16 protein-coding genes are annotated in these 16204 nt (G+C 43.4%); 5 read left to right on the top strand and 11 right to left on the bottom strand.

Annotation, left to right across the window (positions count from 1 at the left end; translation table 11 throughout):
* The first annotated feature begins 14 nt into the window (after positions 1 to 14).
* The 3 genes from ABFV72_RS01765 (at position 15) to ABFV72_RS01755 (ending at position 2657) form a co-directional block, all read left to right on the top strand.
* Positions 15 to 1421 (top strand): MATE family efflux transporter, encoded by a 1407-nt coding sequence (locus ABFV72_RS01765; RefSeq protein WP_347162101.1) that lies wholly within the window; start codon positions 15 to 17, stop codon positions 1419 to 1421.
* 155 nt (positions 1422 to 1576) lie between these two features.
* The gene (locus tag ABFV72_RS01760; protein ID WP_347162099.1) at positions 1577 to 2308 is read left to right on the top strand and encodes an AzlC family ABC transporter permease; all 732 of its coding nucleotides are present in this window, start codon (positions 1577 to 1579) and stop codon (positions 2306 to 2308) included.
* Positions 2298 to 2657, top strand: a complete 360-nt coding sequence (locus tag ABFV72_RS01755) for an AzlD domain-containing protein (RefSeq protein ID WP_347162097.1) — start codon at positions 2298 to 2300, stop codon at positions 2655 to 2657. The genes ABFV72_RS01760 and ABFV72_RS01755 overlap by 11 nt, the downstream gene beginning before the upstream one ends.
* Before the next feature lie 118 nt (positions 2658 to 2775).
* On the opposite strand, the gene purF is transcribed toward ABFV72_RS01755, so the two are convergent.
* From purF to ABFV72_RS01700, 11 genes are all read right to left on the bottom strand, one after another.
* The gene (purF, locus tag ABFV72_RS01750) at positions 2776 to 4311 is read right to left on the bottom strand and encodes an amidophosphoribosyltransferase (protein ID WP_102094783.1); all 1536 of its coding nucleotides are present in this window, start codon (positions 4309 to 4311) and stop codon (positions 2776 to 2778) included.
* A gap of 236 nt (positions 4312 to 4547) precedes the next feature.
* Positions 4548 to 5045 carry a CvpA family protein gene (locus ABFV72_RS01745; protein WP_057759516.1) on the bottom strand — a complete coding sequence of 166 codons (498 nt, stop codon included), beginning with the start codon at positions 5043 to 5045 and terminating at the stop codon, positions 4548 to 4550.
* A gap of 30 nt (positions 5046 to 5075) precedes the next feature.
* Positions 5076 to 6110 carry a quinone-dependent dihydroorotate dehydrogenase gene (locus ABFV72_RS01740; protein WP_102090971.1) on the bottom strand — a complete coding sequence of 345 codons (1035 nt, stop codon included), beginning with the start codon at positions 6108 to 6110 and terminating at the stop codon, positions 5076 to 5078.
* Between the two features lie 214 nt (positions 6111 to 6324).
* Positions 6325 to 6726, bottom strand: coding sequence for a DUF4870 family protein (locus ABFV72_RS01735; protein WP_227526596.1), 402 nt, complete (start codon positions 6724 to 6726; stop codon positions 6325 to 6327).
* 202 nt (positions 6727 to 6928) lie between these two features.
* Positions 6929 to 7498, bottom strand: a complete 570-nt coding sequence (gene gspM / locus ABFV72_RS01730) for a type II secretion system protein GspM (protein ID WP_347162094.1) — start codon at positions 7496 to 7498, stop codon at positions 6929 to 6931.
* 32 nt (positions 7499 to 7530) lie between these two features.
* Entirely contained in the window at positions 7531 to 8802 is a 1272-nt protein-coding gene (gene gspL / locus ABFV72_RS01725; RefSeq protein WP_347162092.1) for a type II secretion system protein GspL, read from the bottom strand.
* Between the two features lie 190 nt (positions 8803 to 8992).
* Positions 8993 to 9451: a phosphohistidine phosphatase SixA gene (gene sixA, locus ABFV72_RS01720; RefSeq protein WP_347162090.1), complete on the bottom strand. Its 459-nt coding sequence runs from the start codon at positions 9449 to 9451 to the stop codon at positions 8993 to 8995.
* A 57-nt stretch (positions 9452 to 9508) separates the two neighbouring features.
* Positions 9509 to 10801 (bottom strand): NAD(P)H-dependent glycerol-3-phosphate dehydrogenase, encoded by a 1293-nt coding sequence (locus ABFV72_RS01715; protein ID WP_347162088.1) that lies wholly within the window; start codon positions 10799 to 10801, stop codon positions 9509 to 9511.
* Positions 10802 to 10928: 127 nt separating this feature from the next.
* Positions 10929 to 11597: a nitroreductase family protein gene (locus ABFV72_RS01710; protein WP_347162086.1), complete on the bottom strand. Its 669-nt coding sequence runs from the start codon at positions 11595 to 11597 to the stop codon at positions 10929 to 10931.
* 121 nt (positions 11598 to 11718) lie between these two features.
* Complete coding sequence (gene zapE, locus ABFV72_RS01705) at positions 11719 to 12819, bottom strand: cell division protein ZapE (protein ID WP_347162084.1); 1101 nt, start codon at positions 12817 to 12819, stop codon at positions 11719 to 11721.
* Positions 12820 to 12952: 133 nt separating this feature from the next.
* The gene (locus tag ABFV72_RS01700) at positions 12953 to 13612 is read right to left on the bottom strand and encodes an alpha/beta hydrolase (RefSeq protein ID WP_347162082.1); all 660 of its coding nucleotides are present in this window, start codon (positions 13610 to 13612) and stop codon (positions 12953 to 12955) included.
* Positions 13613 to 13914: 302 nt separating this feature from the next.
* Here ABFV72_RS01700 and ABFV72_RS01695 point away from each other — a divergent pair, with 302 nt between their 5' ends.
* A complete protein-coding gene (locus ABFV72_RS01695; protein WP_165597309.1) occupies positions 13915 to 14283 on the top strand; it encodes a hypothetical protein in 369 nt (122 codons plus the stop codon).
* 369 nt (positions 14284 to 14652) lie between these two features.
* Entirely contained in the window at positions 14653 to 16185 is a 1533-nt protein-coding gene (gene xseA, locus ABFV72_RS01690; RefSeq protein ID WP_347162080.1) for an exodeoxyribonuclease VII large subunit, read from the top strand.
* Positions 16186 to 16204: the final 19 nt, after the last annotated feature.

The following is a 16204-nucleotide window of genomic DNA, read 5'->3' as shown; positions in this document are numbered from 1 at the left end:
TAAACGAGTCACCCATGTCAGCTAATTCCGCAACTTCTCACGCGATGCCACCTATTGACACAAGCTATAAGCGTATTGTCGCGATTGCATTGCCTGTGCTACTGGCCAATTTGGCTATGCCATTGCAGAGCGTTATTGATACGGCCATTGTAGGTAATATGAATGATACGGCGAAACTTGCTGGTATGGGTCTAGCCATACAGTTGCTGTCGCTATTGCTTGTTAGCTTTAACTTTTTGCAGTATGCATCATCTGGGCTTGCTGCGCAGGCATTGGGACAGCTGGCTAATAATACTAGCAATACATCGGCCGTATCAGTGCCCACGCCTTTGCTGTCTATCTTACAACGCGCGTTACTATTGGCGTTTGTTATTGGAGCAATATTACTACTCGCAAAACCATGGCTGATTGATTTTGGCTTACAAGCACTGTCAGCCAATCCTGAAAGTGGTCGCGCAGCAAAAACCTACTTAGACGTACGCTTTTGGGGCGTGATCGCAGAACTGATGAATTTTGCATTTATCGGTTGGTTTGCAGGACAAGGCAAGACCCGTTATATGCTTTATCAGCAAGGTTTTATTGCCGTACTTAATATCGTACTGACTCTGTTTTTTGTATTTGCAATGCAGATGGGATTGGCTGGTGTCGCACTGGGAACGACTATTGCATTTTGGTTTGGAATACTGATGGCATTATGGTTGAGCCGTCAACATCTAAAAATATCATGGTCTGTATTATTTAAAGCGGATCGACAGTATTTCACGAAAGAGAAAATGCTTAGGCTATTTTCTTTAAACAAAGATATCTTTGTACGCACTCTTATTTTAACGCTAAGCTTTGCTTGGATTACTCGCCTATCTGCCCAAAGCGGAGATGTCATACTGGCTGCTAACGCTATTTTATTGCAAGTATTAAGCATATCTGCCTTCGCTTTAGATGGCGTCGCTGTCTCTGCTGAAACGCTGAGTGGGCAAGCCGCAGGGCGACGTGATTGGCCACGTTTTCGTATTATTGTGAAGCGTACAGGCGTGGTTAGTTATGGTCTTGCTATCATGGTGAGCGCCATCTGGTGGCTTGCAATGCCTACGTATTTAGGATTTATGACCAATATTGAGTCGGTGTTTGCCCTCGCCTATGACTACCATTTATACGCTGTATTATTGCCTCTTGTCGGCGTTGGTGCCTATTGGCTAGATGGGATATATTTTGGTTTAACGGCTGGTAGCGTGATTCGTAATGCGGCGCTGATACTGGCTGCTATTTTCTTTCCGTTGAGCTGGTTGCTCTATCAGCAATGGGATATGACTGGTATTTGGCTTAGCGTGTGGTGTCTATTACTATTAAGACTAGTCATTCTAGGTGGGTTTTTGTACCGTGCCAATCAGACTGGCAGCTATGAAAAACTACAACCTGAAGCTTAGTTAATTTTATATTATGTTTGCTCTATCAATTTTCGATAGAACGTTTTTATTAAGCTCGTTTTTTACTTTTTAATTTTGCAGCAATACCGTTTGAATCAATAATTTTTATATCAATAGATTTATAAAAATATCACAAGAAAAATTTAGGATATCGTGTGAATACTCATTCAAATGAACTAAGTCATCAACCTGAAAGTCAGTATCAATGGACTGAGGGCTTTAAAAAAAGCTTGCCAGTTGCTATGGGATATCTGCCTGCCGGTATTGCCTTTGGTGTACTCGCACAGGTAGCAGGTATCCCGATATGGGCAACGATTATGCTCAGTATCATTCTCTATGCTGGTGCAGCTCAGTATGCTTGTCTGCCAATGCTAAGCGCTGGCCTACCGATTGGCAATATCGCCACCAATATTGCCGCGATTAATCTACGCCATGTATTCTATGGCATGCCGTTATTACAGTATCTACCAAAAAATAAGCTGACCAAGACGTATTGTCTGTTTGCTTTGACCGACGAGACTTTTTCGATCATGACAAGCTTACCAAATGAGTCGCGACGAGCCCTGATACTTCCTATTAGCTTATTTAACCAAAGCTGGTGGGTACTGGCGAGTACGGTTGGCGTAATGATTGGTAGTACGCTCAGTGACTTAGTGCCAAATTTAGATTTTGCTTTGGTTTGTCTGTTTGCGATTCTTGCTTATGAGCAATTTCAAAGTATCAAACGCTACTTCCCGATTGGTATTGCCGTGCTTGGCTTAATCATTGCTTCGCTATTTACCAGTGACTGGTTGCTATTAGTAGCCATTACTATCTGTATGTTTATGATCTTGGTACGTGGGTTTTGGATAGAGCGTCAAAAGACGGGAGACTCTTATGACCAGTAGTTATCTTATTTTTGCTACGCTTGCCATGGCAGCAGTGACCTTTATCACTCGTGCGCTACCCGCACTGATACCTAGAAAGCTACTAGACACACCTTGGCTACACCGATTAAATGAGAGTTTACCATTATCAGTGATGGTACTGTTAATTTTAACTAGCCTCTCCTATCAAAACCTATCGACGACTGTTGCTTTAAGCGATACCGAATTACATGTACTCATGGCACAAGTCGGCGCACTTATTTTGGTATTATTTATCTATCATATCAGCCGTCAGCTTTTAGTCAGTATGGTTGTCGGTATCGCAGCAATCAATGGTCTGTTTTGGTTATTTAACAGTTTTTTAGGCTAAAACTGTTTCGACCATTTATAAAACGCCAGTGCCATTGGCGATATTTTAAACATAAAAAAGCTAGATTCTATTCAGAATCTAGCTTTTTCTTATTTCAGAATAATAGCTTTAGTATGACTTAAAGCTCTTCTACACCCATCATGTCAACTGGGGTATCAGCCACTATTTGTACACCTTTTTTACCAGTCTTGGCAGTATCGTTACGCTGCTCTTGCAGGTGATCAAGATACGCTTCATTGATCTGACCAGTGATGTAGCAGCCGTTAAATACCGCACAATCAAAACCTTCCACTCGGCTATGTTTGGTATCTTTTACTGCATCAATCAAATCATCCAAATCTTGGAAAATCAAACGATCAGCGCCGATGATATCACGCACTTCTTCAACACTATTACCTGAGGCAATAAGCTCGCTACGTACGGGCATATCAATGCCGTATACGTTTGGAAATTTCACCGGTGGCGCAGCACTGGCAAAAAACACCTTGTTAGCACCAGCATCTCGTGCCATTTGAATGATTTCATGACAAGTCGTTCCACGAACGATAGAATCATCAACCAACAATACGTTTTTGCCTTTGAACTCTAACGGTACAGCGCTCAGCTTTTGACGAACTGATTTTTTGCGCTGCTGCTGACCTGGCATAATAAACGTACGACCGATGTAGCGGTTTTTCATAAACCCTTCACGGTACTTGACGTTCATTTTTAGCGCTAGCTCCATCGCTGAAGTACGCGACGTGTCTGGAATTGGAATGACCACATCGATATCGTGATCATCACCCCATTCAGCAAGGATTTTATCTGCCAGTTTTTCACCCATGCGTAGGCGAGATTTATAAACTGAGATATTGTCCATAATCGAATCTGGACGAGCAAAGTACACATATTCAAAGATACAAGGCGTGTATTCTTTTTGCTCGACGCACTGATGCGTATGTAGCTTATGGTTCAAATCAATAAAGATCGCTTCGCCTGGTTTTACATCACGAACGATAGTAAAGCCAGAACCTGTCAATGCAACTGACTCAGAAGCAACCATATACTCAGTGCCGCCATTCGGTGCCATGCGCTTACCAAAGATAAGTGGACGGATACCATTTGGATCGCGGAATGCAAGTAAGCCATGACCAGTGATCAGAGCGACAACGCCATAAGCGCCTTCACAGCGTTTATAGACGGCTTTTACTGCTTCAAAGATATCATCAGCCGTTGGATGTGTTTTGCCTAGATTCTGCATCTCATGTGCCAGTACGTTTAACAGTACTTCAGAATCTGAGTCAGTATTAAGGTGGCGGCGATCTTCGATATACAAAGATTTGGCCAAACTCTCAGCATTGGTCAAGTTACCATTGTGCGCAAGGGTAATACCATACGGTGAGTTGACATAGAATGGCTGAGCTTCAGCACTGCTAGAAGTACCAGCTGTCGGGTAACGAACGTGACCGATACCGAACTTACCAACCAGTTTCATCATATGACGATTCATAAATACGTCACGTACCATGCCATTTTCTTTACGTAGATAGAGTCGCCCATCTTGCAAAGTGACAATACCTGCTGCATCTTGCCCGCGATGCTGTAGCATCGTCAAACCGTCATAAAGAATCTGATTGACTGGTTCGTGAGCTGCAACTCCAATGACTCCACACATAATAGCTATATCCTATTTTGACTCATACATTAGTACGACAATAACGGCAAACTTAACGACAGTATATTGCTAAAATCATTCACTGTCGCACGCCGCTAACCTGATGATATTGTAAGAAACTTAACGAGATTTTTCGATAATCCATGTCTGATTATCAGTGACACGTGCAAACATTTAGAAGTATAAAAAGAAGTAAAATAATAGACAATTAGATAAAATAATAAGCAATTCAACAATTATGACTGATTGACCTGATCCCAAGCCATGCCTAATACGTCCGATACTAGAGCCTTGCCCATCGGTGCATATGGCATCAGCTCAGGCGCTAGTACTGAGGTTTGCCACTGCGGCATCTGTACTAGCAATGGCGCACTGACACTCAGTACAACCAAGACCATCAATACGTTTTTGGCAGCACCCAATACGCCGCCCGCCATTTTGTCCAAGACGCCCAAACGTAATGTTTTGAGCACGCCTGAGAATACAAACGCCATCAGATGCATGATTGCTAATATGGCAATCACTACCAATAAAAAGGCCATAGCCATCTGTAACACAGGGTTTTGTACGATACCCGTTAATTGGGGCGACACTACTCCTGCCAGCCTAGTAGCAGCGATAAGAGCGATAAACCAACCTACCAAGCCTATTGCTGTTTTAATCAGTCCTACTTGAAAGCCGCGCCATAAGCCAATCAAGACAACGATAGCAATCACAATATCTAAACCACTCATGCTCTACGCCTTATTACCTTGTTTATTGGATTAGCTTTCCATGGCATCGTAATAGCCACCGATTGCCTGAATGCAAGACTGCACCAGCCCAGGACCACGATAGATAAGCCCCGTATAGAGCTGTACCATGTCTGCGCCTGCTTCGATTTTTTTTACGGCTTTGGCACCACTATCGATACCGCCTACGCCTATCAAAGCGACTTTACCATCTAACTGATCAGAGAACTGTTGCAAAATCTGAGTACTAATATGACTCACAGGACGACCAGATAAGCCGCCCATTTGGTCGCCATCACGCAAGTCTTCGACACCTACGCGGCTCAATGTCGTATTGGTCGCAATCAAACCATCAATTTCAAAGTCTATTAATTGCTGCGAGATATAATCAACTTGCAATGGCTCTAAATCTGGAGCAACCTTAAGCACCAATGGGACATAAAAACCATATTCAGTAGCCAACTGACTGTGACGGTTTTTAATCGTATCCATTAACTGAGTCAGTGCTTCACCACTTTGCAAATCACGTAAGTTTTTGGTGTTTGGCGATGAGATGTTGACTGTGATGTATGAGGCGTGCGGATACACACGCTCTAAACAATACACATAATCATCAGCGGCTTGCTCTACCGGCGTGTCGGCATTTTTACCAATATTGATACCGATATTGCCTTTGTATTTACAGCGTTTGACATTGTTGATTAGATAATCAACGCCTTCGTTGTTAAAGCCCATACGATTGATAATCGCGTCTGCCTGCTTGATTCTAAACAGCCTTGGCTTGTCGTTGCCTACTTGCGGTCTTGGCGTGACGGTTCCTACTTCTATAAAACCAAACCCTAACTCAGCCAGCGCGTCAATGTAATCGCCGTTTTTGTCCATGCCTGCTGCCAGACCAACTGGGTTAGAAAACTGCAAACCCATACAGTCTGTTGGTTGCATTGACTGACCATACGCCAAGCCTAAAACACGCGCTTTATGCGCTTTATCCAATAAAGATAGCGTCATCTCATGGGCGTGTTCGGGATCCATATTAAACAAAAAAGGACGAAGTAAGGCATAAGACATAGTGATGGCAGACCCTGCTTGGAAGAAATAGTGAATAAAAAATGCGAATGAAATCGGGCGCAGCGATTATATCAGCTTAACAGAAATAAGAGCAAAGTTTCAGTCGCTAAATTTCTACATTTAAGCGATAACCAATAATGATGAATCTCTGCTACATAACGATAAGCTGCAGCTTTCTAAGTTAAAGAGATAGTACAAAGGTACTCTTAAACGTTTACGGCACTGGACGCCCATCAGTCAATGCAATCCAACCACGTATAATGCGATATAAATGCCAGATAAAGGTAAAGGTCATAATCAGTAAACCAAGACCAGCCAATAGTATTGAGCCAATAGCGATATTGCCACTATCCGCCAGTACGCTAACGCCAAAGCCGCCTAATGCAAAGGTAATCAAAATGATGCCAATGACGAACCAAACGATACTGTACCAGAAGGTCTTGATTTGCCAATCGAAATGCGTGGCTAACCATGAACCATTAGCGTCATGGCGCTTGGCATAATTCATGACAATCGGCACAATCCACAGTAAACCCGCAGTAAAATAGCTGATCACATATAAGAAATAAGTGATGTGGTTATAAGTAATTAAAGAACGGCGCTTATCGTTGCTCATACTGTCCCGCATTATGTGAGGTTTTCCTTACTGGTAATATTTTTATTCAATAGTCATATGATTAACTATTTAATGGAGCCGGATAAATGGCTTTTCAATGATACCAACGATAAAGCATTATTTTACTGTCGAGGATTGAGTGTCGAGTACTAAGCATACAGTGATATAAGTATCTAAAATTTCTATCACAGTCTGACGCGTTTTAAGAAGTGACCGTTGCTTGTACCTGAATAGATTTATTGGTCAGATCTTGCTGCATGGACAGCTGTGTAAATTGCCAACCTTGCTGTTCAAGCTTACCCAATGCAGTGCTGACGACTGCTTGACTAGGATGCGTAAAGCTCAGTTGCACTGCATCGCCCGTCGAAACCACCTGAGCACCTGCTATACCTGAGTTATTGAGCAGCGCATTGACACGACTAGCAGGTGGCATATCAGCCTCTCCAGTAGCATTATTACCAGTATTCAATGCACTACTATCAATATTACCTGCTTGAGCACGCAACCAAAAATAATCCGCCACTTGTTCCTGATAGTCGTTTTTACTATCGCTCGCTGCTTGATGAACGCTATAGCCACCATAGCCGCCAATAAACAACAGCAGAAATACAGACAATATAGCCAATGCTAGTTGATCACGGGGAGGTAATGCTTGCCAGCGCGTCATGAGTACATTTTGATAATTGTTCATACGCTCTGAGAATACATGAGCCTTAGTACTGGTTGCAGAAACAGCTGCATTACGTTTGGTACGGCGTTGTAATCGTTTCATGTTTTGACCTTTATTACCAATACCTTGATGAGTTACGACGCTGCCGCATTATTTGCCATGTCGCTGTTGTCTGCAAGATTGTTTTCTACTACGTTGACAGTGACTTGACCACTAAACTGACCTTGCTCATTACTATTCACTTGCGCAAGTTTGGCATTCAAGCCTTGCGCTACCAGTGTGCTCGTAAATTTATCAAGACTACTACGATCTGGAGCAATCAAGGTAAAACTGAGCGCCGATGGTTGCATTACTAATGATTGTGCATGCAATGATGACTGTTTAATCAATGGTGATATGCGTGACAGTGCGGCCATATGTGATGCAGGCGCTTGGCTATCGCTACGCAGTTTTGGTTGCAGCTGTACTTGCAGTTTGGTGCGCGTACTCAGTGGCTCATCGGCAAACCAAGACTGATATTGTGCCGCAATTGCAGTCTTGGTTGCTGCGGTTGCTTCATTATACTTGTACCACTGCACACCATCGGTTGCCATTTGCAGCACTAACGCTGATAGCGCAATCATCATCGCCACCCGCAAATATGGTGATAGTTGTGAGTCAGTAGATTTCATAAAGAAATTAAGCGCGTGACGCTCAGGACTGTCAATTGTCTTAGGTACTGTAGACAGGGTCGTCAGCAATAGCTGATGATCAGCGATTAGCGCTTTAGTTTGCGCCACTAAATCTATTGTCGATGATGAATCTCGTGAGTCAACAGATCCGTCAATAGCTGCCTCAATAGAAGGCAAGACCATTACCTCACTCAAATGCGGGAAACGCTCAAACATTAGCGGCAAATAGCTGACGGCCATACCCTGACGTAATGATTGGCGCAACAGCATAGTCTGCGAATCTTGATAAAAGGTCACTTGCTGACCTGCGCCCTCTTCTGGCGGTGGCAATAATAAAAAATCTGGCAGTAACGCTACTATATTCATACCGGCTAGCTGCGCGCTTTGTTGCCATGACTCAATATCGTTTTGTACCAGTGCATACAGTTGCGTCGTATCAGCATGGCTCAATTGGCGGATGTTTAATTGCTCAATAGGTGTTAATGACGTTTCTTCAAATAAGTACTGCTTGCCGCTATTACCAAGCTGTTTAAGCTGAGCAGCATTGAGCGCCGTGTCCACTTGCAACGCATGACTTGAGGGAAAATATAGACAAAGCGCCTTTTGGCTACTGGATTTATAGTTACCATAGATTGTTTGCAGCTGTTGCCAACCATCAACCATTTGCCATTGCTGTACATCTTCGTGCCAGACAGCTAGCGGGCTATGCTGTGCTCGTAACCAAACATGTAACACTAAACGTGTCCTCAATTATTGCTGCGGTTATCAAAATATCGTTAATGATTAATGCGGTTTTTGAAAGAGCTGAATGACTTCATACAATTAATAAGCGGCATGCTTCGCACAAATACCATTTTAAATCCGTCATATCTAATCAATTCTGCTCTAGCAAATCGTTTTTAAGCAAAATATTAGAATATCTAGTCTAATAAGGCTGGTTAGGAACAAAACGATCAACTTCCGTTGCCATGCCAGTCATCACAAATTCCATATCAAACACTCTGGCTTCCGCTAGAGAGAACGACTCTGGATAATCGCCTGTCAGCAATCCCGCGATATAGGCGACGATAGACATATGACAAACAACGACCAAACACTCAGCTTCAATATTAGCAATATCTATCAGAGCTTGGCGCGCATCATCCGAGGGCGTGATATTGTCCTGCACAGATAAGGCGACTTGCGGCGCTCGCGACTGGAACGCAGATAAAGTTTGCTGCGCTCTAATATAAGGGCTAACCACAAAACGATCTGGGCTATAGTGAGTGGTCACATACTCTGCCGTTTGCGCTGCTTGCTGCTGACCAAAGTCCGTCAGCTGACGCGCGCTATCTGGACGTGTTTCGTCTTCTGCTTGACCATGACGTACTAATATAATTTTCATAACCTTCCTTGGAGCGCTGAGTTCGACTTTCTTAATACTGATTTTTAACGGTGTGTCTTACTTATCAGCATCGCCGTCTTTGCTTTTAGTATTGCTACCAGAGGTTTTCATATGAGCGGTAAGTGCTGCATTGCTATGATCATGCGCCATGACAAACTCAACATCGCTACGGAATCCTGCTTCCATGAGATGTAGCGCAACGCCTAGAGCGGCCTTGTCTTCATAAATGACTGCATAGAGCGCATGGGTAATTGGCATATAGATGCCTGCTTTGGTCGCCTTTTCATGTACTTGCTGAATGGTATTTACCCCTTCAGCAGTTTGGCCAAGCTTTTTGACCGCGGCATCAATGCTCATACCACGACCGAGCATATTACCGATACGATAGTTACGACTTAGCTCTGAGCTACAAGTAGCATATAAATCGCCTACGCCAGATAAGCCCAAGAAAGTGAGCGGATTGGCGCCTTCTTCAACACCAAAACGACTCATTTCTGCCAAAGCACGAGTAAGAATCATCGCCTTAGTATTCTCACCTACTTCGTAAGCTGCTGCCATACCCATGGCAATTGCGTAGATGTTTTTAAGCGCACCGCCAAGCTCGACGCCGCGTATATCATCACTAGCAAATACTCTAAAGAAGGCACTGTGTAACGCTGCTTGCACGGCATGACGTAACGGTTCCGATTCACTTGCGATAACCGTAGCAGACGGCATATTTTTCATGATTTCGATAGCAAGGTTCGGTCCTGACATGACGCCAAAATTCACTTCTGGCAACACTTCTTTGATGATATCACTCATCATTGCAAAGGTGTCTTTTTCCATACCTTTGGTCAACGATACAATGGACTGACCACTGATAAAAGGCGCAATATTCTTTAGCGTTTCACGAAAGGCTAAACCTGGCACAGCAATAAAAATAATGTCTTTGTCTTTGACGCTTGCCGCCAAATCATGGCTGTATTTCAGTCGATCATCAAGCTTATAGCCTGGTAGATACTTTTTATTGGTCTGTGTTTTGGCCATCGCTTTTACGGTACGCTTATTACGTACCCACAACGTGGTATCACAGCCATTACGTGCGGCTAAATTTGCCATTGCCGTACCAAAGCTACCACCACCTAAAAACGCCAAACGCAGCTTGGTTGGATTGCTATGAATGTCTGCCATATCCTTTGCCACAGCTGATTCAACAGAGCTAGGGTTTGATTTTTTACGGCCTAGGCCTGATTTGGTTGCTCGCTCAAAAATACCTGCAAGCATACCGTTCTGTTTTTCAGACGATTCTTTGTCCGTTTCATTATTAGCACTGCTGTTGTTTTTATTACTATTGTTAGGGCTTGTCATGTTCTTTTATCCGTGTTGACTGACGTATCATCAATAGAATCTATCGTGCTCAGCTACTGAGCCTTATTATCTTTGAATTACAACTTTGTGAAATCATAATCTTATTAATAGACAGTACTAAGCTACATTACGACTCGAAGCGAACTAGCGGCTCGATATCAATAGGTTTGCGTTTGGACTCATCCTTGGGACTTGTGCCAGTATAAACAAAAGCAGTCACATAATCATCTGCGCCTACACCAAAATACGCTTTTACCGCAGGCTCATTACATAGCAGCCCAGTGCGCCAAACCGTACTAAACCCTTGAGCTTTTAATGCCAAAATTAGATTTTGCACAGCAGCACCCGCACTTAGCATTTGCTCAAAAGGTGGCACTTTTTTGTGTTCTTGCATTTGAGTCACAGCCGTTATGATCAGCGGCGCTCGCAGCGGCATATTTTGAGTTTTAGTGATGGTTTTTTCAGACAATTCTTCGCCATCTTGTAGCGCTTTTGCTTGGGCAGCTTCGAGCAAGGCACGGCCTAACTCATGGCGCGCCTCACCTTGCGTCACGATGAACCGCCACGGACGCAATTTTTTATGATCTGGCGCAGTCGCCGCACATTCAATGGCAGATTCAATCTGCGCACGCGTCGGTGCTGGCTCATCTAGATTGCCCATACTGCGTCTTGAATTGATCCAACCTATCAGCTCATCACTGGTAGATGAGATATCATTCACCGCTACGTTCTTCACAGACAGTTTTTTGTGTTCTATTTCTTGGCTTTCATTATCAGCATTGTCAGTTGTAGTCATTGTTTTATCCTTATTTATTATTATCTATCACTACTTATTATTTATAATATCATTTTCTTATTTTCTAACAGCTATAGAGCAGTTGAGAGCTACACATAGGCAGTCTCAACTCAGCAATAAACTACGCAACATCTTCGACTCGGTGGTCCATGCGTAGGTAGTCTTCTGACTGCATCTCAAGCAGACGTGAGCGAGTACGTTCAATCTCAAACGCTAGCTTCTCTCCTTGGTACAAGTCTAGAATAGGCTGCTCTGCCCGTACCAATAATTTTACACGGCGATCATAAAATTCATCAACGAGATAAATGAAACGGCGCGTTGGATCACGCAAGTCGTCATCCAGTGCTGGCACAGAGTCAACTAAAACAGTGCTAAATCGTTTGGCAAGCTCAATAAAATCAGCGGCTGATCGCGGTGCCATACAGAGATGACGGAAGTCACAGAATAAGATATCTTCGGTACAAGCGTTGATTTTTACTTCTCGTCCATTGATAGTAATGGGCTCTTTATTGATTTTCTGATTATTAGATAAGCTCGCAAAACGGTTGGCTAGCCAATGATAGTTCGCCTTAGTAAGCGGCGCTTCGTATAGCTCAGCTTGTTGCAATACGCGCAGACGATAATCAATTCCCGAGTCGATATTCATTACCGTCGTATGACGCTCAACTTCCGCAATGGCAGGCATAAAACGGTCACGATGTAAGCCATCTTTATACAATCCAGCTGGCTCAATGTTTGAGGTAGCAACCAAAGTAATGCCGCGATTGAAAAGCATAGTGAACAAATCGCCCAATATCATGGCATCAGAGACGTTCGAAACAAAAAACTCATCAAAGCAGATAATAACGGCTTCTTTATAGATGATATCAGCCACTTTTTCAAGCGGATTACTTTCGCCTTGTAGCTTGTTTAGCTCTTTATGAACGCGCTGCATAAAGTGATGAAAATGCAGACGCATCTTACGCTCAATGGTCAATGAGTCGTAAAACATATCCATCATCCACGTTTTGCCGCGCCCTACGCCGCCCCACATATATAAACCCATTGGTGCCACCGGTTTAGACTTTAAAAAGCCAAAAAAACCTTTCTTTTGCGGTGCGCTATTAATGAGCTGATGATATATCTCATCAAGACAGCTCATGGCCTGAAATTGCTGCTCATCTCGAGTAAACTCATCGGTACTGACGGCTTTCTCGTAACGTTGCAATGGAGATAAACTCATAATACGACTCATCGTTGGATTAAATAAATATCAAAATAGTAGGATAATTTAGCACAGTGCTGGTGCTACCAAGCAAGCCATGCTAAACCATATCAAAGCAGAAGCTATCAAGCTGAGTTAGCTATGAATAAACTTAGCTGTCCTGCCCAAAGCTATGCTTGTCTAATAAGCCTTTGAGCTCTGATAAGCGACCATGGAAAAAGTGACCCGCGCCATCGACCACGCTGACTTCAATGCCTAATCGGTCTGCAAATGCCTGCATATTATCAGGTTCAATCACCTCATCCGCATTACCATAAATCTCAAAAGTTCTATCCGCAGGCAAATTAATATCAGTACTGTCGTTTTTTTCGACTGATGGTGCGATCAGGGCAATTTTCGTGACTTCAAAGTCACCCAATCCCCATATATGTGAGGCTTCAAGCACTTGCTCAGCCACGCGTGCAGTAACATAGCCACCAAAAGAAAAACCACCTAGCCAGAGCTTTCGAGCATTGGTTTGTTCAGCAATCCATTGTAGCACGGTCATTGCATCGACCACTTCACCTTCCGCATAATCATGCTCGCCGGTGGACTGCCCCACACCGCGAAAGTTAAAGCGCACCACATGCATACCATTATCACGGGCAAAGCGATACATGGTAGTGACCACTTTGTTATTCATCGTACCATCAAACAACGGATTGGGATGGCACAGCAGCGCCACCGTGTCTGTATTTGGATCATTAGGATTGTCATTTTGCCACAGTGCCTCAACCTCGAGCACGCCAGCAGGAGCAGGAATTAATTGCATAGTATTACTTATTAATAAAAAATGAATGGCTCAATTATCCTAGATACAATTTATATTTCAAGTGATTTGCTGTGTACGGATACGACTTGTTTTATTTTTGGTCAATAACGGTTGTCTGTAGTTTTACAATATTGCTGTTCTTAAGGTTTTAAACTGGTTTATATCTAGGTCAAGGTTCATCGGCAATATACCCGTAATACACCATACAATAACTGTCTAGACAGGTAATATCTAGATAAGCTACATTCATAAAGCTTTGCCTATAGCTAAGACGTTCTGCTTATATAAATCAGGAATTATTTATGAATACTTTTAATAAAACTGCCAGCTTGACGGCAACGTTAGCGGCTGTACTTGCTTTGAGCGCCTGTCAAAGTACGCCTTCTTCACCAGTGATTCAGCGTGCCAACTCTATCTATGAGACAACAGGTATCGCTGATACCAAGGTCAAAGCACAACAAAATGCGATCGATAGTGCTCAAAAAACTTGTCGAAGCAAGCAAGTGATTATCGTTGATGATAATGTAAAATATAATGGCATCTTAAACGAACGCACTGGCCGTATGGTCGGCCAAGTAGGTGCTGTCGTTGGCTCGATATTTGGCACGGGTACACCAGATTTGTCACGTAGCGATGATTATGAATACACCATTAACTTCCGTTGCCAATAAATATAGTCAATACCATATAAAACAGATACCGTGTCAGGCTCACTCAGTCTACTATTTGTAGCACTTTCACTTACCTTCCTTGTATCTGAATTATCTTGAACCGACTATATCTAGCTAAAAATATCTATCTACTTTTCTCTACACGACAATCTTTTTTAGACGCAAACAGGTTTACGATCTAACCGCTAACATTAAGTGATATACAATCCTTCTCTGATTAAACAGCCAACAAACTGCGATATAGATAATATATCAATCAAAGCTTGTTGGCTTCGCTTTTTGTGCTCTCCTTTTTAAGTTAAACTATCCGCTACGTATTCAGCACATCCTCGTCAGTCTTTATATTTTCATTATCTTTGGTCTAATATTATGCGCAAACCCAATCTTTCAAATATTAAACAGGCCAAAGTATTAGCACCTGCCAAAGATTTGGCTACCTTGGAAGCGGAACTCGCTGAGCAGGAAGACCATCTAGAGGATACGGTCCTACGCCTAAGTGATTACTTATCAGCGGTTGAGATGGTCATCAAACAAACTTTTGACCACCGTGTCTGGGTCAAAGCAGAAATTCGTAATCTGTCAAGTAAAGGCGGTCATTACTACTTTGAACTGGCCGAAAAAGATGACGATGGCAAAGTGGTCGCCAGTTGTCGTGGCAATCTCTGGCGTTTCAAAGCTGCTCGTGTATTAGCTAAGTTTGAACGTGCGACTGGTATGCCGCTTGAGCGTGATTTGACCGTACTCCTTAAAGTATCGGCAGGCTTCCATGCCCAGTACGGCTTTTCAATCACCATTGAAGATATTGACCCCAGCTATACGCTAGGCGACTTGGCACGGCAGTATGCAGAAATGGTTGACCGCCTAACAGGTGAAGGGCTATTACATCTTAATCAACAGCTACCCGCTCCTTTTGATATCGAGCATGTGCTGGTCATCGCCCCTGAAAAGGCAGCAGGATTGGGTGATTTTCAAGCAGATGCCGATCGCTTAGCCAGTACAGGTGCGTGTCAGTTCCATTACCATAATGCGACTTTTCAGGGCAATCATGCGCCCGCTGAAATCCGCCAAGCCATCGTTAGCGCCCAGCAGCAGTTTTACGATACTTATCAGCGTCTACCAGACTTGTTGGTCATTATTCGCGGCGGCGGTGCGGTTGGTGATTTGGCTTACCTCAATGATTATGAGCTAGCAGCTTTGGTTGCCGAGCAGCCTATTCCTGTCTGGGTAGGTATCGGTCATGAGCGTGACAAAGTCATCTTAGATGAAGTGGCGCATACTAGCTTTGATACACCCTCAAAGGTGATTGCTGCTATCCATAGCCATTTAGCCCAGCTCGTCACTCAGACGCTACAATATCAAGCGCAAATCAAGCAAGCGGCTCAGCGTCAACTGAATACTGCTGAGCAACAAACTGCGCGCCAGTTAAGCCAAATACAGTCGCAAACGATTGGGCAGCTCACCGCTCTACGAAAAGACAGTGATTATGCATGGCGCAGTATTCAACAAAGTGCCCAGCGCCAAGTAAAGCAAGCAGTCAGACTGACAGCTGAGCGATACACACAAACGCAAACCTTAGCGCATCAACAGCTCGCAAAAGCCGCGACCAATAGCAGAAATCATCAAGAGTCAATCATGCAAAACGCGCAGCAGCAAATTGTGCAAGCACAGCGCGATAGCGAACATCTACGTGACATTGTGCTATTACATCGACCGTCTCGCGTACTCAATCAAGGCTACACCATGCTCACGGATGCTAAAAACAAGCAAACACTCACTAGTAGTACTCAACTGTATCCTGAGCAAACCGTTAATATCATTTTAAAAGATGGCAACGCAAAAGCGCAGATTATCGATGTCAATATAGATAAAGCAGCGACGGAAACCTTAGACGCTCCAACTTGACCACATAATAATATCTAAC

This window comes from Psychrobacter proteolyticus, assembly GCF_039762275.1.
Classification (GTDB): Bacteria; Pseudomonadota; Gammaproteobacteria; order Pseudomonadales; family Moraxellaceae; genus Psychrobacter; species Psychrobacter proteolyticus_C.
The sequence above is the reverse complement of the archived record's forward strand: the minus strand, read 5'-3'. Positions and strand labels throughout refer to the sequence as shown.